The sequence below is a fragment of the Rhizobium ruizarguesonis genome (genome assembly GCF_012349115.1).
In the GTDB taxonomy this organism is placed as follows: Bacteria; Pseudomonadota; Alphaproteobacteria; order Rhizobiales; family Rhizobiaceae; genus Rhizobium; species Rhizobium ruizarguesonis.
The window spans coordinates 101,654-118,774 of sequence record NZ_PQIG01000013.1; the positions used below are offsets into that span (position 1 = coordinate 101,654).

Annotated in this window: 18 protein-coding genes and 1 tRNA gene; 11 read left to right on the forward strand and 8 right to left on the reverse strand. The window is 60.5% G+C overall.

Annotation, left to right across the window (positions count from 1 at the left end; all coding sequences use genetic code 11):
• Window positions 1-5: 5 nt before the first annotated feature.
• The 4 genes from C3Y91_RS02920 to C3Y91_RS02935 all read right to left on the reverse strand — a co-directional run bounded on the left by C3Y91_RS02920 (window position 6) and on the right by C3Y91_RS02935 (window position 3,290).
• Entirely contained in the window at window positions 6-1,031 is a 1,026-nt protein-coding gene (locus C3Y91_RS02920) for a glucokinase (protein WP_168574956.1), read from the reverse strand.
• A 17-nt stretch (window positions 1,032-1,048) separates the two neighbouring features.
• Complete coding sequence (locus C3Y91_RS02925; RefSeq protein ID WP_018070348.1) at window positions 1,049-1,429, reverse strand: methylglyoxal synthase; 381 nt, start codon at window positions 1,427-1,429, stop codon at window positions 1,049-1,051.
• An 88-nt stretch (window positions 1,430-1,517) separates the two neighbouring features.
• Window positions 1,518-2,594, reverse strand: coding sequence for a penicillin-insensitive murein endopeptidase (mepA, locus tag C3Y91_RS02930; protein ID WP_018482159.1), 1,077 nt, complete (start codon window positions 2,592-2,594; stop codon window positions 1,518-1,520).
• Window positions 2,595-2,717: 123 nt separating this feature from the next.
• Entirely contained in the window at window positions 2,718-3,290 is a 573-nt protein-coding gene (locus C3Y91_RS02935) for a hydrolase (protein ID WP_130722174.1), read from the reverse strand.
• Between the two features lie 35 nt (window positions 3,291-3,325).
• On the opposite strand from C3Y91_RS02935, the gene C3Y91_RS02940 reads away from it, so the two are divergent.
• The 8 genes from C3Y91_RS02940 to pncB all read left to right on the forward strand — a co-directional run bounded on the left by C3Y91_RS02940 (window position 3,326) and on the right by pncB (window position 12,817).
• Window positions 3,326-3,955 carry a TetR/AcrR family transcriptional regulator gene (locus C3Y91_RS02940; protein WP_018070345.1) on the forward strand — a complete coding sequence of 210 codons (630 nt, stop codon included), beginning with the start codon at window positions 3,326-3,328 and terminating at the stop codon, window positions 3,953-3,955.
• A gap of 112 nt (window positions 3,956-4,067) precedes the next feature.
• Window positions 4,068-5,900, forward strand: a complete 1,833-nt coding sequence (locus C3Y91_RS02945; protein ID WP_018070344.1) for an extracellular solute-binding protein — start codon at window positions 4,068-4,070, stop codon at window positions 5,898-5,900.
• Between the two features lie 150 nt (window positions 5,901-6,050).
• Entirely contained in the window at window positions 6,051-7,139 is a 1,089-nt protein-coding gene (locus C3Y91_RS02950) for a microcin C ABC transporter permease YejB (protein WP_024323199.1), read from the forward strand.
• Complete coding sequence (locus C3Y91_RS02955; RefSeq protein ID WP_168574957.1) at window positions 7,139-8,287, forward strand: ABC transporter permease; 1,149 nt, start codon at window positions 7,139-7,141, stop codon at window positions 8,285-8,287. Before C3Y91_RS02950 ends, C3Y91_RS02955 begins: the two co-directional genes overlap by 1 nt.
• Window positions 8,284-9,921: an ABC transporter ATP-binding protein gene (locus C3Y91_RS02960; protein WP_130656743.1), complete on the forward strand. Its 1,638-nt coding sequence runs from the start codon at window positions 8,284-8,286 to the stop codon at window positions 9,919-9,921. Before C3Y91_RS02955 ends, C3Y91_RS02960 begins: the two co-directional genes overlap by 4 nt.
• Window positions 9,922-9,929: 8 nt before the next feature.
• Window positions 9,930-10,889 (forward strand): 2-hydroxyacid dehydrogenase, encoded by a 960-nt coding sequence (locus C3Y91_RS02965; RefSeq protein WP_024323202.1) that lies wholly within the window; start codon window positions 9,930-9,932, stop codon window positions 10,887-10,889.
• Window positions 10,890-10,977: 88 nt separating this feature from the next.
• Complete coding sequence (locus C3Y91_RS02970) at window positions 10,978-11,325, forward strand: hypothetical protein (RefSeq protein ID WP_018070339.1); 348 nt, start codon at window positions 10,978-10,980, stop codon at window positions 11,323-11,325.
• Between the two features lie 187 nt (window positions 11,326-11,512).
• Complete coding sequence (gene pncB, locus C3Y91_RS02975) at window positions 11,513-12,817, forward strand: nicotinate phosphoribosyltransferase (RefSeq protein ID WP_024323203.1); 1,305 nt, start codon at window positions 11,513-11,515, stop codon at window positions 12,815-12,817.
• On the opposite strand, the gene C3Y91_RS02980 is transcribed toward pncB, so the two are convergent.
• From C3Y91_RS02980 to C3Y91_RS02990, 3 genes are all read right to left on the reverse strand, one after another.
• Window positions 12,799-13,038, reverse strand: a complete 240-nt coding sequence (locus tag C3Y91_RS02980) for a CrpP-related protein (protein ID WP_024323204.1) — start codon at window positions 13,036-13,038, stop codon at window positions 12,799-12,801. The genes pncB and C3Y91_RS02980 overlap by 19 nt on opposite strands.
• 433 nt (window positions 13,039-13,471) lie before the next feature.
• Window positions 13,472-13,681: a KTSC domain-containing protein gene (locus tag C3Y91_RS02985; RefSeq protein ID WP_018070336.1), complete on the reverse strand. Its 210-nt coding sequence runs from the start codon at window positions 13,679-13,681 to the stop codon at window positions 13,472-13,474.
• Between the two features lie 241 nt (window positions 13,682-13,922).
• Window positions 13,923-14,543 (reverse strand): RBBP9/YdeN family alpha/beta hydrolase, encoded by a 621-nt coding sequence (locus C3Y91_RS02990; RefSeq protein WP_075225227.1) that lies wholly within the window; start codon window positions 14,541-14,543, stop codon window positions 13,923-13,925.
• Between the two features lie 41 nt (window positions 14,544-14,584).
• Here C3Y91_RS02990 and C3Y91_RS02995 point away from each other — a divergent pair, with 41 nt between their 5' ends.
• Window positions 14,585-15,061: an Lrp/AsnC family transcriptional regulator gene (locus C3Y91_RS02995; protein ID WP_018447980.1), complete on the forward strand. Its 477-nt coding sequence runs from the start codon at window positions 14,585-14,587 to the stop codon at window positions 15,059-15,061.
• A 63-nt stretch (window positions 15,062-15,124) separates the two neighbouring features.
• On the opposite strand, the gene C3Y91_RS03000 is transcribed toward C3Y91_RS02995, so the two are convergent.
• Window positions 15,125-15,214: transfer RNA gene (locus C3Y91_RS03000), tRNA-Ser, on the reverse strand.
• A 228-nt stretch (window positions 15,215-15,442) separates the two neighbouring features.
• Between C3Y91_RS03000 and C3Y91_RS03005 the strand changes: the two genes are divergently transcribed.
• Both C3Y91_RS03005 and C3Y91_RS03010 read left to right on the forward strand, forming a co-directional pair.
• On the forward strand, window positions 15,443-15,760 hold the full coding sequence (locus C3Y91_RS03005) for a hypothetical protein (RefSeq protein WP_018070333.1): 318 nt from the start codon (window positions 15,443-15,445) through the stop codon (window positions 15,758-15,760).
• Window positions 15,761-16,077: 317 nt separating this feature from the next.
• Complete coding sequence (locus C3Y91_RS03010; RefSeq protein WP_018070332.1) at window positions 16,078-17,070, forward strand: BMP family lipoprotein; 993 nt, start codon at window positions 16,078-16,080, stop codon at window positions 17,068-17,070.
• Window positions 17,071-17,121: the final 51 nt, after the last annotated feature.

Below are 17,121 nucleotides of genomic sequence, written 5' to 3' on the forward strand. Positions count from 1 at the left end.
CAGGCTTAACGCCGCCAGCGGCGGCCTTCCGTCGAGACGCCGAAATTCGCCGGCATGCGCGCATAGGAGGAAAGCCCGGCAAGCGCTGCCAACGGATGTGTCACCACATAGGTCGGGATGGTCCGAAGCAGCGCCGTATGCGGCGCCTTGTCCTCGAAGGCGATGCGGAATTCCGGCTTCTTCAGCGCCGGGATGATCTTCTGCGAGATGCCGCCTGAGAGATAGACGCCGCCGCGCGCCATGAACACCATCGCCATGTCGCCCGCCACGCGGCCGAGATAGGTGGCAAACAGCGAGACGGTCTCTATGGCTGCCTTGTCGCTGCCGGCAAGCGCGTGCGAAGTGATGTCGGCGGGATCCTTCATCGTCGGCTGGATGCCGTCGACAATGCAGATGGCATGGTAGAGATTGACGAGGCCGCGCCCGCAGAGGATCTGCTCGGCCGAAACGCGGCCTTCGATCGTCTCGATATGCGGGAAGATTTCATAGTCGCGCTTGCTGCGCGGCCCGAGATCGACATGGCCGCCTTCGCCGGGAACCGGGATCCAGCTGTGCTGGGCATGCACGAGCCCGCCGACGCCGAGGCCGGTGCCCGGTCCGAGCACGACGCGGGAGGCAATCATGTCGCCGGTGGCGTCGCCGATGCGTTCGCGGTTTTCATCCGAAAGGGCGGCGATTGCCAGCGCCTGCGCCTCGAAATCGTTGACGACGAGCACATCCTCCATGCCGAGGCCCTCGATCATCGTCTTTGGCCGCACCACCCAGTCGCAATTGGTCAGCGGGATCTCGTCGTCATTGATCGGGCCGGCGACGGCGAGGATCGCCGAGCGCGGATGCACGGCGGTCTTGTCGAGCACGCCATGCTGGATCGCTTCGTCGATCGTGGCGAAATCCGCCGTGCGCACGTTCGGGAACTGTTTCGGCTCGGCATAGGCATCGGTGAGGATGGAGAAACGGGCATTCGTGCCGCCGATATCGCCGATCAGGATCGGGAAAGGCAGCGGAGCGGTGCTGTTGTTCAGTTTTGGCATGGCCGGTTCCGTGCTGATCAGGCTTCGAGTGTGGGAAGAAGTTTTATAGCGGTCGCGTGGTTGAGCGCCATCGGAATATCATAGACGATCGCCAGCCGCATCAATGCCTTCACGTCGACATCGTGCGGCATCGGCGTCAAGGGGTCGACGAAGAAGATCAGGGCGTCGACCTCGCCGGTCGAAATCAGCGCGCCGATCTGCTGGTCGCCGCCGAGCGGCCCGCTTTTTAACCTCGTGACGTGGAGATCGGGGGCGGCGTCGAGCACGCGCCCGCCAGTGGTGCCGGTGGCGACGATCTTCCATCGGGAGAGAAAATCCCGGTTGGCGCGGGCAAAATCCGCCATGTCGTCCTTCTTCTGGTCATGCGCAATCAATGCAAGGCATCTGCCGCCGGCCATCAACCCCTCCGCCCGAGCAATTCAATCGATTTGATGGCTTCTATACCAAGAGTTTGCGATTTGAAAGACAACGCACCCCGGGCCTTGCTCATTGTATCGCCGGTTTGTCGTTCGGAACCGGGCCGACATCGGGTAAAGCGCCATCGGCGTCGGCGGCAGGCGCTGCGGCCGGAGCGGCGGTCAGCGCGCTTGCGGCGGAAGGTCCGCCATAGGTGGCGGCCTGCATCGAGGCGACGGAAGCAGCATCGAGCACGGCGCCGCAGGCCTTCGGCAGGTCGGAGACCATCATCTCGCGCGGCGGCTTCGGCGGCTTGGCGCCGGGCTTCGGCGGTTTCGGCGGTGCCCAGGGCGCCGGCGTGAACCACCAGGCGAGCGACTTGTCACAGCCGTCGCCGGCAGCGACGGGGGCCTGCGGCGTGCATCCCGCAGCACCGGGCGGGCACTTGATGCGGATGTGGAAATGCGAGTCGTGGCCGTATTCCGGCCGGAGCTTGCCGAGATTGGTGCGGTCGCCGGTCCAGGTGTCGCACATCTTCTTCTTGATCGCCGGATTGACGAAGATGCGCTCCACCTCGGGATAGCTTGCCGCCAGCATCAGCAGCCGCGCGCGCGATTGCGTCCAGACCTTGGGGTCGACGGTCAGGAACTTGTCCTTTTGCAGCATGGTGGTGAAGGGCAGATCCTCGCGCTCCTCGGCGGTCATGCGGCGCGCGGGCATCGGCGTAAACCAGACGTCGGCATCGAGGCCGATCTGGTGCGAGGCATGGCCATTGAACATCGGCCCGCCGCGCGGCTGCGCAATGTCGCCGACGAGAATGCCCGGCCAGCCGGCATATTTGACCCCGTCCTCAGAAAGACGCTCGAGCAGCGAGATCATCGCCGGATTGCCCCAGCGGCGATTACGCGAAAGCCGCATCGCCTCCCAGGTCGGCCCGTCGGTCGGCAGCGCCACCGCACCCGTCATGCAGCCCTTCGCGTAAAAGCCGATCGGTTGCGCCGGTCCCTGCGTCGGCAGGCTGACGGCGCCGAACTGCCCCTTGGCACTGCCCGGGCTCGGCGTCTTCTGCTCCGCGCCGACGTCACCGGCGGCAAGGCTTGCGCCGATTGCGCCGGCAAGCGTCAGTTTGCCGAATGTCCTGAAAGCCTGAGCGAAGCCGAAAGCCATACTGTTCCCTTGAACCGCTGCCGAAGTGATTTGCGATCGAACCTATCGTGAAAAGCGATTTTGGTGAATCGATGTTTTGGCTGGCGGTGGGAGAAGAAGGCGGTGACGGATCGCCGCAGCGGCTCAGATATTGGCGACGATCTCCGCGGTTTTCCGGATGCGCGCCAGCCGCGGCAGGATGTACCGGCAGGAAAAATCATGCATCTCAGGCGAAAAGCTGGTCATCGCATCCTCGGCGGCGATGACGGCATAGTTATGCGCGAAGGCATCGCGTATGGTCGATTCGACGCCGAAATTGGTGGCGACGCCGGCAAGGATCACCGTCCTGATACCGCGGCGGCGCAGCTGCAGATCCATCTCGGTGCCGTAAAAGGCGCTCCAGTGATGCTTGACGATATGGACATCGGCGGCAAGGGCCGCAATCTCCGGCGGCACGGCAAGAGCTGCGGCCGGCAGGCCGCCTTCCGGAAAGTGCAGCGCCTCATCGGCCGGCTGGTTGACAGCATCGGCATAGTCCGGGGAGAATCCGACGGTGACGAGGATGATCGTTCCGCCGGCCGCCTTCAGGCTGGTGGCGATTGCGGCTGTGTTTTCGACCACCTGCTGGCCGGAATGGGGCGCCAGCGCCCGGCCAAGGACGAGGCCTTGCAGATCGATGGAAATGAGTGCGGTGGTTTTGGGATCGTAAAGCGGCATGAAAGGGCTCCATAAAATATGAGGGTATCCTCACAATGAAAAATATGAGGGATGCCTCACAAAAATCAAGCCCCGAGCCGCAGACCCGTCTCCCGAAACGCCAGCGCGGCCATGAGCGCGTTGCCGTCCTGCTCGAAGCCGCGGCAAAGGTCTTCCTCGAAAAGGGCTACGATGCCGCAACGATGACCGAGATCGCCGCCGCCGCCAACTCTTCGATCGGCTCGCTCTATCAGTTCTTTCCAACGAAGCTGCTTCTCGCCGAGGCGCTGCATATCGATCGGCTGCAGCATTTCAATGCGGCACTGGCCGCGCTCGAAGACGAATCTGCGGGAAAAACTGCCGCCGAGATCGGCGATGCGGTCTTCACGAGGCTCGGACGCTTCATCGAGGAGTTTCCGGAATTTCCTGTTCTGGCGGCCAGGCGCGACATTCCCAAGGAGCGCAAGGCACGCTCCCGCGCCGAAATGCGGGCAAGCATCGTCGCCTTGCTGAGGAAGGCCAACCCTTCGGTGGAGCCCGATGTCGATCTGCTTGCGGCCCTCATATTGGAGCTTCTGCGCATCGTCGTTGCCGCCGCCTATGATCCCGACAGCGCCGGCGACCCGCGCCTTGTAACGGAGTTGCGCCGCATGTTGCGAAGGCGGCTCGAAGAGGCGACGCCTTGACACGGACCTGAGGGTCAAAATTTGGCGCGCCCGGCAAAAACCAAACTCTCTCCTGTTTTTCGCCTGTATTTTTCGTATTGTCGAACCCATCAATAATCAGGGGAAAGCGTGAATGGCGGCTCTGTGGTCGAAGATCGGTTTGTTTCTATCGCTTGCGGGCGCTCTGGCGCCAATACCGGCAACGGGTCAGGACCAGCCCTTTCAGATCGGGAGCTCGGTCATCAGCGAGATGAAGTACAAGCCGGGCTTTGCGCATTTCGACTACGTCAATCCCGATGCACCGAAAGGCGGAGACCTGCGCCTCTCCGCAAGCGGCGCCTTCGACAGCTTCAACCCGCTGCTTGCCAAAGGTCAGACGGCAGTGGGCTTGACGCTCGTTTACGACACGCTGATGAAGCCCGCCGACGACGAGCTCCTCGTCTCCTACGGTCTGCTTGCCGAGGGACTGGCTTTTCCCGCCGACGTCTCGAGCGCGACCTTCCGCCTGCGCAAGGAAGCGAAATGGGCGGATGGTCAGCCGGTAACGCCCGAGGACGTCATCTTCAGTCTGAATAAGACGAAGGAATTAAACCCCCTCACGGGTAACTATTACCGCCACGTGGTGAAAGCCGAAAAGACCGGCGATCGCGACGTCACCTTCACCTTCGATGAAAAGAACAACCGGGAGCTCCCGAATATTCTTGGCCAGTTGGTGGTCGTGCCGAAGCATTGGTGGGAGGGGCAGGGACCGGACGGCAAGCCACGCGATATCTCAAAGACGACCCTCGAGCCCGTGATGGGTTCGGGACCTTACAAGATTGCTTCCTTCTCGCCCGGCGCGACAATCCGCTATGAATTGCGTGACGACTATTGGGGCAAGGACCTCAATGTGAATGTCGGCCAGAACAATTTCCGCAACGTCAACTACACCTATTTCGGTGATCGGGATGTCGAGTTCGAGGCCTTTCGCGCCGGCAACAGCGACTACTGGCAGGAAACCACGGCTGCCCGTTGGGCGACGGGATATGATTTTCCCGCGGTGAAGGAAGGACGTGTCAAAAAAGAGGAGGTTGCAAACCCGCTGCGCGCCACCGGCATCATGCAGGCTCTCGTGCCCAACATGCGACGTGACCTCTTCAAGGACATCAGGGTCCGCGAGGCGCTGAACTATGGTCTGGATTTTGAGGAGCTGAACCGCACTGTGGCCTTTAATAGTTACAAACGCATCGACAGCTATTTCTGGAACACCGAACTCGCCTCCTCCGGCCTTCCGCAGGGCAGAGAGCTGGAAATTCTGCAGGGCATGAAGGATAAGGTTCCGCCCGAAGTCTTCACCACGCCCTATACCAATCCCGTCGGCGGCGATCCGCAGAAGAGCCGCGATAACCTCCGCAAGGCGATCGCGCTTTTCAAAGAAGCCGGCTGGGAGTTGAAGGGCAATCGCATGGTCAATACCAAGACCGGCCAGCCGATGAGTTTCGAGATCCTGTTGTCGAGCCCCATGCTGGAGCGCTGGGCGGTGCCCTATGCCAACAATCTCAGGAAAATCGGCATCGATGCGCGGATCCGGACAGTCGATGCGTCGCAATCTGTCAATCGTGAACGCAGCTTCGACTACGATATGATCTGGAATGTCTGGGCGGAGACCATGAATCCGGGCAACGAACAAGCCGACTATTGGGGATCCGGTTCGGTCAACCAACAGGGTTCCCGCAATTATGCCGGCATAGCCAACCAAGCCGTTGATGAACTCATTCGCATGATTATCTTCGCGCCGAACCGCGACGAGCAGATCGCAGCAATAAAGGCCATGGATCGGGTCTTGCTTGCAAATCACTACGTCATCCCGCTGTTCTACCGCGATACTTATAACATCACCTATTGGAACACGGTCACGCATCCGGCCGAGTTTCCGGCCTACAGCCTTGGCTTCCCCGATGCTTGGTGGTCGACCTCGGCAAAATGAGCGGGCTTGCATTGCAGGGGGCCTCGGCTCCAAATGGCACGAGCGAATCACGACAAGCCGGCAGGGCCGGCAAGGGAAGGCTGGCGGATTGAGCGGCATGAGACTGGACGGCAGGCAGACAGGAAAAACATTCCCGGAGGCTGAAGGCTGATGGGCGCCTATATTCTTCGCCGCCTGCTTCTAATGATCCCGACCATTGTCGGCATCATGGCGATTTCCTTCATCGTCATCCAGTTCGCGCCCGGCGGTCCCGTCGAGCAGGTGATCGCCCAATTGACCGGTCAGGCCGATAGCGCCGACCAGCGCCTGTCCGGCGGCGGCGATCTTCTCGGCGGCACCGGCAGCGATGAAGGCTCGAAATATCGCGGTGCCCAGGGGCTTGACCCGGAACTGATTGCCAAGCTCGAAAAACAGTTCGGCTTCGACAAGCCGCCGCTGACCCGTTTTGGCGAGATGATGTGGAATTACAGCCGCTTCGATTTCGGCGAGAGCTTCTTCCGCAACACCTCCGTGCTCGAACTCATCAAGGAGAAGCTGCCGGTGTCGATCTCGCTCGGCATCTGGATCTTGATCTTCTCCTATGCCATCTCCATCCCGCTCGGCATCCGCAAGGCGGTCAAGGACGGATCGACCTTCGACGTCTGGACGTCGGGCGTCATCGTCGTCGGCTATGCCGTACCGAGCTTCCTCTTCGGCATTCTCCTGATCGTGCTTTTCGCCGGTGGCTCCTTTTACGACTGGTTTCCGCTGCGCGGCCTGGTCTCCGACAATTTCGACCAGCTTACCTGGTGGCAGAAGCCGCTCGACTATTTCTGGCACCTCACCTTGCCGCTGATCTCGCTTTCCCTGTCCGCCTTCGCGACGACGACGCTTTTGACCAAGAATTCCTTCATCGAGGAGATCAAGAAGCAATATGTCGTCACCGCCCGCGCCAAGGGTCTGAACCAGCGGCAGGTGCTCTACGGCCATGTCTTCCGCAACGCCATGCTGATCATCATTGCCGGTTTTCCCGGCGCCTTCATTTCCGCCTTCTTCACCGGCTCGCTGCTGATCGAAAACATCTTCTCGCTCGATGGCCTCGGTCGTCTCGGCTATCTCTCGGTCATTAACCGGGATTACCCGATCGTCTTCGCCACGCTCTACATCTTCTCGCTGCTGGGCCTCGTCGTCAGCCTGGTTTCCGACCTGATCTACACCTGGATCGATCCGCGCATCGATTTCGAGCGGAGGGATGTCTGATGGACGCCGCCGCAAATCCTGCCATCGCAACACCCGTCAAACCGCCGCGCAAGGGCCTGCTCTCGCCGACCAACATTCGCCGCTGGCAGAATTTCCGGGCGAACGGCCGCGGTTACTGGTCGCTGTGGCTGTTCATGCTGCTGTTTATCCTCAGCCTGTTTGCCGAGTTCATCGCCAACGACCGGCCGATCATCGCCTCCTACAAGGGCGAGATCCTCTTTCCTGTTCTCATCGATTATCCCGAGGAGAAGTTCGGCGGCTTCCTGGCCGAAACCGACTATCGTTCCTCGGTGATAACGGACGAGATCAATGCCAATGGCTGGATGATCTGGCCGCCGATCCGCTATTCCTATCGCTCGGTCAATTCCAACATTCCGCATTCGGCGCCGACTGCTCCCTTCTGGCTGATGACGAAGGAGGAGCGTTGCGCCGGTTATCCGCAAGGGCTGAACGATCCGGATTGCACCCCCGGCAATCTCAACTGGCTCGGCACCGACGACCAGGCGCGCGACGTGCTGGCGCGGGTCATCTACGGTTTCCGCATATCGGTGCTCTTCGGCCTGGTGCTAACCATCTGCTCGGCTGTTATCGGCGTGACGGCGGGTGCGGTGCAGGGTTATTTCGGCGGCTGGACCGACCTGCTGCTGCAGCGCTTCATCGAGATCTGGTCGTCGATGCCGGTACTCTACATCCTGCTGATCATCGCCGCACTCCTGCCGCCCGGCTTCTTCGTGCTGCTCGGCATCATGCTGCTCTTTTCCTGGGTCGGCTTCGTCGGCATCGTGCGCGCCGAATTCCTGCGCGCCCGCAATTTCGAATATGTCCGCGCCGCGCGCGCGCTCGGCGTCAACAATCGCACCATCATGTGGCGCCACCTGCTGCCGAACGCGATGGTCGCGACGCTGACCTTCCTGCCTTTCATCCTCTCTGGTTCGATCACGACGCTGACCTCGCTCGATTTCCTCGGCTTCGGCATGCCGCCAGGCTCCCCCTCGCTCGGTGAGATGATCGCGCAGGGCAAGACCAATCTGCAGGCGCCATGGCTCGGCCTGACGGCCTTCTTCGCCATGTCGATCATGCTTTCCCTGCTGATCTTCATCGGGGAGGCCGTGCGTGATGCCTTCGATCCGAGGAAGACGTTTCAATGAGTGACATGACAGAACCGCTGCTTTCCGTCCGTGATCTCTCGGTTGCCTTTCATCAGGGCGGCGAAACCTCGCTCGCCGTCGATCACATCTCCTTCGATATCGCCAAAGGCGAAGTCGTGGCGCTCGTCGGCGAATCCGGCTCCGGCAAATCGGTTTCGGCCAACTCGATCCTGCGGCTCTTGCCTTATCCCTCGGCAAGCCATCCCTCCGGCGAAATCCTGTTCAAGGGCAAGGATCTCTTGAAGGCGTCGGAGCGGGAACTGCGGGAAGTGCGCGGCAACGATATCACCATGATCTTCCAGGAGCCGATGACCTCGCTCAATCCGCTTCATTCGATCGAGAAGCAGATCGCCGAGATCCTCGCCCTGCACCAAGGCCTCACCGGTCAGTCGGCGCGCCAGCGCGTGCTGGAATTGCTGAACCAGGTCGGCATCCGTGAGCCGGAGAAGCGGTTGAAGGCCTATCCGCACGAGCTCTCCGGTGGCCAGCGCCAGCGCGTCATGATCGCCATGGCGCTCGCCAACCGGCCGGAATTGCTAATCGCCGACGAGCCGACCACCGCCCTCGACGTCACCGTACAGGCGCAGATCCTCGAATTGCTCCGGCAGTTAAAGGCGGTCCACGGCATGTCGATGCTGTTCATCACTCATGATCTCGGCATCGTGCGCAAATTCGCCGATCGCGTCTGCGTCATGACCAAGGGCAGGATCGTCGAAACCGGAGCCGTCGACGACGTCTTCGCCAATCCGAAGCACGACTATACCCGGCATCTCCTTGCCTCCGAACCGCGCGGCGAGCCGCCGCTGGCCGATCCGTCGAAACCGATGGTGATGGAAGGTTCGGATATCCGCGTCTGGTTCCCGATCAAGGCTGGGCTGATGCGCCGCGTCGTCGATCACGTCAAGGCGGTCGACGGCATCGATCTTTCGCTGCGCGCCGGCCAGACGCTCGGCGTCGTCGGCGAGTCCGGCTCCGGCAAGACCACGCTCGGCCTGGCGCTCACCCGGCTGATTTCCTCGCAAGGACGGATCGCCTTTGTCGGTAAGGATATAGCCGGCTATTCGTTCAGCGAGATGCGGCCGTTGCGCAATCAGCTTCAGGTCGTCTTCCAGGATCCCTATGGCTCGCTGAGCCCCCGCATGTCGGTCGGCGATATCGTCGCCGAAGGGCTGAAGGTGCATGAGCGCTCCCTGACTGCTGAAGAACGCGACCAGCGCGTCTGCTGGGCGTTGGAAGAGGTGGGTCTTGATCCGCTGACCCGCTGGCGTTATCCGCACGAATTCTCCGGCGGCCAGCGCCAGCGCATTGCCATTGCCCGCGCCATGGTGCTGAAGCCGCGCTTCGTCATGCTTGACGAGCCGACCTCCGCACTCGACATGAGCGTCCAGGCCCAGGTGGTCGATTTGCTGCGCGATCTGCAGAAGAAGCACGACCTTGCCTATCTCTTCATCAGCCACGACCTGAAAGTGGTGAAGGCGCTCGCCAACGACGTCATCGTCATGCGTTTCGGCAAGGTGGTGGAACAGGGTCCGTCAGCCGACATCTTCCGCGCGCCGAAGGACGATTACACCAGGGCGCTGATGGCCGCCGCTTTCAACATCGAGGCGGTGCCGACGCCCGCCGTGCAGCAATAAAGAAGATCATGCCCGCAAGCCCTCCCGTTCTCGTCGATATCAAGTTCAATCACGAAGGCGTCGCCCGCGTGCTGAAGACGGCCTTTGCCGACCGCGGCAGCATCAATCTCGCCGATCCGGCCAATCAGGCACGCGATCTCCGCGCGGTCGAATACGCGCTTCTCTGGAAGCCGGATGCTGACCTTTTCGCGCGGGCGCCGAACCTGAAAGTGATCTTTTCGGGTGGCGCCGGCGTTGACCATATCATCGGCATGGCCGGCCTGCCCGAGATCCCGATCGTCCGCTTCGTCGACCGCAGCTTGACGACGCGCATGAGCGAATGGGTGGTCATGCAATGCCTGATGCATCTGCGCGGGCAATACGCCCATGACAGCCACCAGCGCCAGCGTGAGTGGGCCAAGCTGATCGCGCCGGAGGCGGCGGAAGTGACGGTCGGCGTCATGGGCCTCGGCATTCTCGGGCAGGACGCGGCCGCCAAGCTGAGGGTGATGGGTTTTAACATCATCGGTTGGTCGCGCAGCCGCAAGCAGATCGATGGTATCGAAACCTTCGACGCCAGCGAATTGGACAGCTTTCTCGCAAGGACCGACATCCTCGTCGGCCTGCTGCCGCTGACGCCTGAAACAACGGGATTCTATGACGCCGGACTGTTTGCGAAGCTGCGTCGCAACGGCGCGCTTGGGCAGCCGGTTTTCATCAATGCCGGCCGCGGTAAGAGCCAGGTCGAGGCCGATATCGCCTCCGCCATTCGTGACGGTACCCTCGGCGGCGCTTCCCTCGATGTCTTCGAGGCGGAGCCGCTTGCATCAGACAACCCATTGTGGGACTTGCAGAACGTCTTCCTTACGCCGCACGACGCGGCCGTTTCCGAAGAAAACGCGCTGTTCCGGCATGTCGAGACGCAGATCGCCCGTTTCGAGCGCGGCGAGCCGCTGCAATTCGTGGTCGACCGCGCCGCCGGCTATTGAGCTTTCGGAACCTTCCAGACAGCCACCCGTTTCCTTTGCGGAAATTCTTCACAGCCGGATCGGCCGGTCAAGACAGCGGAAGGAGACGATGATGGCGCATCAGACGGAAACACGCTGGGAAAAGTCCGATGGCAAGCTTCACAAGGAAGAGATGATCCCGCCGGTGAAGGCAAGGCAGGGACGCACGGGTTATCGCATCCTGACGGTGCTGATCGTTGCGCTGGTGCTTGCCTTCGTGGTCTGGATACCGGTCGAGATTTGGGGCAAGCGCGAGGCGAACGAGGTGGCACCGCAGCAGCCCGGCCAGCAGCTTCAGTCGCAGCAGCCTGCTCCGGCCGCCGCGCCGGCGCTACAGAACGGTACTGCCGTTCCAACCGAAACGCCGAACAGCACGCCGGCCGCTCCGAATGTGGCGCCCGCAACGCCGGCCCAATAATCGTGAGCAAAACCATGTTCCCGTCCCGCCGCCACACTGCGGCGGGACGTTCATTGTTTTGTCTGGACTTTAGCCGCCGATTTTTCGATAAGAAGGCACACGAGCCGGTTTCGTGCGCCGGCTGGGAACTTGGCAGTACCCGGGAATTTGGCAGCACCTGACCGGAGTGGACAGGGGCGGGAGTTTCATGGCCAGGACCGATATCGCAAGACGCGTCTACAATCACGCCTGGAAACTCGATCCGATCATTCGCAGCCTGATCGATACCGACTTCTACAAGCTTTTGATGCTGCAGATGATCTGGAAGCTCTATCCGGACGTGAACGCGTCCTTCACCCTGATTAACCGCACCAAGCGCGTGCGTCTGGCCGACGAGCTCGATGAAGGCGAATTGCGCGAGCAGCTCGATCATGCCCGCACGCTGAGGCTCTCCAAGAAGGAGATGATCTGGCTGGCGGGTAACAGCTTCTATGGTCGCGCCCAGATCTTCGAACCGGAATTCCTCGCCTGGCTTTCCAATTTCCAGCTGCCCGAATACGAGCTGTCGAAGAAGGACGGGCAATATGTGCTGGATTTCCACGGATCGTGGAAGGAAACCACCATGTGGGAAATCCCGGCGCTTGCCATCGTCAACGAGCTGCGGTCGCGCTCGGCGATGAAGGCGCTCGGCCCCTTCACCCTCGATGTGCTCTATGCCCGCGCCAAGGCGAAGATGTGGTCGAAGGTCGAACGGCTAAAGGAATTGCCGGGCCTGCGCATCTCCGATTTCGGCACCCGCCGCCGCCACAGTTTCCTCTGGCAGCGCTGGTGCGTCGAAGCGCTGAAGGAAGGCATCGGCCCGGCCTTTGCCGGTACCAGCAACGTATTGCTGGCGATGGATTCCGATCTCGAGGCCGTCGGCACCAATGCCCACGAGCTGCCGATGGTGGCCGCCGCCCTTGCCGAAACCGACGAGCAGTTGCGCAACGCGCCCTACAAGATCCTGCGCGACTGGAACAAGCTCTATGGCGGCAACCTTCTGATCGTGCTGCCGGACGCCTTCGGCACCGCCGCCTTTCTGCGCGACGCGCCGGAATGGGTCGCCGACTGGACCGGCTTCCGCCCGGACAGTGCCCCGCCGATCGAAGGCGGCGAAAAGATTATCGACTGGTGGAAGAAGATGGGCCGCGATCCGCGCCAGAAGCTGCTGATCTTCTCCGACGGCCTCGATGTCGACGCCATCATCGATACCTACCGGCATTTCGAAGGCCGCGTGCGCATGAGCTTCGGCTGGGGCACGAACCTGACGAATGATTTTTCCGGCTGCGCGCCGATCGAGATCTCCGGCCTCAACCCGATCTCCGTCGTCTGCAAGGTCAGCGACGCCAACGGCCGTCCGGCAGTGAAGCTCTCCGACAATCCGCAGAAGGCGACCGGTGAACCGGCCGAGGTCGAACGCTACCTGAAATTCTTCGGCGCCGAGGACAGGGTCGATCAGACCGTTCTGGTGTAGGTCTGGGGCAAGGCGCCGCCATCCCGGGGCATATTGATGTGCCCCGCCATCGCATCTTCGATCGACCAACCGAAGCGCCAGGCATCGAACATCGAGTACCATTCCTGGAAGTCGGTTATCGGCAGGATATCCGGCTTCGACATCGGATTGTCGGCTAGGCTGCGGCCACGGGCACGGTCCCGTGCGCCACGCTCCTGCATCTCAAGCAGATTCTCGAACATCATGACCCCCGTCTTTATCCCGATTTATGCAATCATGCTAATAAAGCGTTGTCGAGTCCGGATGCGATAATTCGAGTTTTTCACAGGATTAACCCCAATTCGCTAGCCCAGGGATGATCAGGTCGCAACCGGCCCGGGGTCATCTCAATCAGACAAGCAGAGCATGACGGCGTCCGAGAGCCGCTCATGCGCTTCGTCATCACGCTCACCGAGCACCCGTGACGGGGAGGCTCGGCTTCCTGGCTGGGGTCCGCCGCCGAGCCTCCCGGCTGGCCGACCTTGAACAGGCCGGCAGCGCCGACACGTTGCCGCTTTCCGGCAGGGGCGATCCAACCGAGATGATATTGAAGGCTAACAGCCGGTTAATATCCACCGGCCTCGTCCCGATCCCGCACAATCCCGCAATGCGTGCTGTCGCTATCCGCTCGGGTTTTCAGGCTGCCAATCTGCGAAACCGGGTTCTGATCCGGTCGAGATAATAATGGCCGGGAGACGGCGCCACCGTCATCGCATGCGCTTCCGAGGAGGGAACGCCTTCGAACAGACGTTCCTCGCCATTCTTGAAACAAATCCTGAGCCGTCCGTCTTCCTGGCTGAAATAGACGGATTTGATGATCTTCGACGTTACCGAAAGTTCTTCCACCTGTTTTACCTCTGTTTTTTAGTTTGGCAGACGGTAAACCCAAACGTGCAAAGACGCGGTGAAGCCGCATGGTAAAAATTCAGGAATCTTTCGACGTTTAAAACCTCGTAGCGTCATCGGAGCGACGGGTCGAGAGCCTCGAACATACGCTTGCGAGCGGGGCATTTCGTTGCTCCGTCTCGCACACGTCCGCCGCAGCAAAGGCCTGTTTCCGCTATTTGGTCGGGAACTCGAAATAAGATCAAACCCGATCAGATTTCGCCAATCCGGCAGAGAAGGCCGTCAGCAAGGCCTTTCCTGGGATCCAGTCCTCAAGGCCGCTTTGCCCGTTGATATGGCCGAAAGGTCCGATCGCGACAAGACCGCTGCCCCACAGATCCGCTCGCGCATGGGCATGGTCGAGCGTGCCGAAGGGATCATCGGCGCTTGCGATAATCAGAGTGGGGAAGCGTATTTTTTGCGATGGCGTATTTGCGAATCCGGCCGCCTCCTCAGGAAATGAATCGGACTGCGGATCTGGAACCGCCACAAGAAATGCTCCGGCAACGGCAAGCGAAGAAACCTGCTGCCAATGAGCAACCAGCAGACAGGCAAGGCTATGGGCGACCAGCAGGGGAGGGGTCGCCGATGCGCCGACGGCGCGTTCCAGAGCTGAAATCCAGTCCGCCAGATCGGGTTTTTCCCAACTAGCCGGTTGGAAACGCCGCATGTCCGGGTTCGACCTTTCCCAGCGGGTTTGCCAATGAGTCTCGCCCGAACCGCCAATTCCCGGCAATATGATGATGTCCTTCATGTGTTTTCCTTTGATCATCCGCGCAGGTGAAAATGATGCATTTTCATTTGCTTCGGAATGAATGATCATCGGAAAACCACGTCCCTCTCCGATGATTTTAAGGTGATTCCATGGCTTTTCAGGAAAACAATCGGGTACTGCTCGATCCAACCGATATCGCCATTATCGAAGCGATGCAGGAAAATGGACGCATTGCGATTTCCGAACTCGGTCGACGGGTCGGGCTCTCTCAGCCGGCAGCATCAGAACGGGTCAAGCGGCTGGAAGACCGCGGCATCATTGTCGGTTACTCCGCCCGTATCGACCCCACCGCTTTGGGAATTGGAATGACGGCTGTGCTTCGCTTGCGCACGACGCATGAGCATATCAAGGCCTGTCTGAAACAGTTCGCGGAGATGCCGCAGGTCATGGAAGTATTGCGCCTCACTGGAGAGGACTGTTTTCTTTTGAAGGTGCTGGTTCCGTCGCCGGGAGAGTTGGAAACGATCGTTGACACGATCGCGCGATTTGGGGCCGTGACGACATCTCTGGTGTTGCGCAGCGAGAATCCGAAGCCGATTGGACGCGCCCTGCTGCAGCGCCCTTGAGAATAACAAAGCTTCCGCGTCCGGCTCAGGATGCGGTTTGAATCAATATTGAAAATGAAGGTATGGCGGACAGGGTGGGATTCGAACCCACGGTACGCTTTCACGTACACACGCGTTCCAGGCGTGCGCCTTAAACCACTCGGCCACCTGTCCTTTTTTGGCGTTCGCGCCCGGATAGGAGCAAATCGTCGGAACGGCGCGATATATACCGATGAATTTTTGCCGATCAACCGAAATCTAACAGTTTTTTGACTTCTTGCGATAAAACTCGCCTCGGCCCCTCCATTGTGCTTCACCTCATCGATGACTATGTAATTCTCGAAGGTGGAGAATGGCGCGGCCGGCCGGAATTGTCCGGCATATCGAGCGTCGGAGGAATTGATGCGTTTCCTGTTGCGTCTGGCGAGTCTTGTCGCGCTTGCGGCGGCCGTGATTGCCGGGACCATCGATTCGATCCAATCGGTTGCCGCGTCTTCCGTGGTGATGACGCCGATCTCCGATGCCTGGCAGGATGTCAGCCCGACAACCCTCACGTCGCTACAATCCTCCCTTTCCTATTATATCCACCCGCGTTTCTACACCTTCATCTTCCAGTGGCTGATGCTGCAGCCGGCCTTTGCCGTTTTCCTGGTGATCGCGCTGCTTCTGTGGATGATCGGCTACAAGAAGCCGCCAGTGGCGGGTCGCTTCACCGCATAGCAAGGTGGTTCTGCCAACACGATCCGGCGAGAAATCCGGGTGGGCATCGCCCGCTCTTCTATCTCTATATTTGCCGCCGGATTGGCTAGAAAATCCGCATTCCCATGCGAGGAATGTCCAAAAATCAGCCCCGAAGAGCTGATTTTCGGCAATCGCTGCAAATCTTTACCAGCTGAAAAATTTCTGGTGAATTTTTCCGTGAGCCATGCAAGGATGCGCCCAGCCAGGCCTCCGGGGGGAGGTCGGTGGTTCCGCAGACATGCCCGAAAAGGGCTTGCGGGAGGACCCCTAACGAATAGCAACAACAGGGCTGCACAATGAAAAAATCCCTTCTCACTCTCTTTGCCGTGGCTGCCATGTCGACGACGGCGCTTGCTGCCGATGTCAAGCCGGCGCTGGTTTACGGCACCGGCGGGAAGTTCGATAAATCCTTCAACGAGGCGGCCTATAACGGTGCCGAGAAGTTCAAGGCCGAGACCGGCATTGCCTATCGCGACTTCGAGCCGACGGGCGACACCCAGGGCGAACAGGCCATCCGCAACTTCGCAAGCCGCGGTTTCAATCCGGTGGTTGCCGTTTCCTTCGCCTGGACTTCGGCCATCGAGAAGGTTGCAGCCGAATTCCCTGATACCAAGTTCATCATCGTTGACTCCGTCGTCGACAAGCCGAACGTCCGCTCGGTTGTCTACAAGGAAGAGGAAGGCTCCTACCTCGTCGGCGTTCTCGCCGGCATGGCGTCGAAGTCAGGCAAGGTCGGCTTCGTCGGCGGCATGGACATCCCGCTGATCCGCAAGTTCGAATGCGGCTACGAGCAGGGCGCACGCTCCGTCAAGGCCGATATCGAAGTCTTCCAGAACATGACCGGCACGACGGGCGCTGCCTGGAACGACCCGGTCCGCGGCGGCGAGCTCACCAAGAACCAGATCGACCAGGGCGCTGACGTCGTCTATGCGGCAGCCGGTGCCACCGGTCTCGGCGTTCTGCAGACGGCCGCTGACAACAAGAAGCTGTCGATCGGCGTCGACTCCAACCAGAATTATCTGCATCCGGGCTCGGTCCTGACCTCGATGGTCAAGCGCGTCGACCTCGCCGTCTACAACGCCTACAACGACACCAAGAACGACAAGTTCACCGGCGGCGTCCAGGCGCTCGGCGTCAAGGAAGACGGTGTTGGCGCCGCGATCGATGAGCACAACAAGTCGCTGATCACGCCGGAAATGCAGGCTGCCGTCGACAAGGCCAAGGCCGACATCATCGCGGGAACCATCAAGGTTCACGATTACACCTCGGACAACGCTTGCCCGAAGTGATCCGCGCCCGAATGTGATCGACGATTGAGATCGGGCGTATGGCGGAGGGGA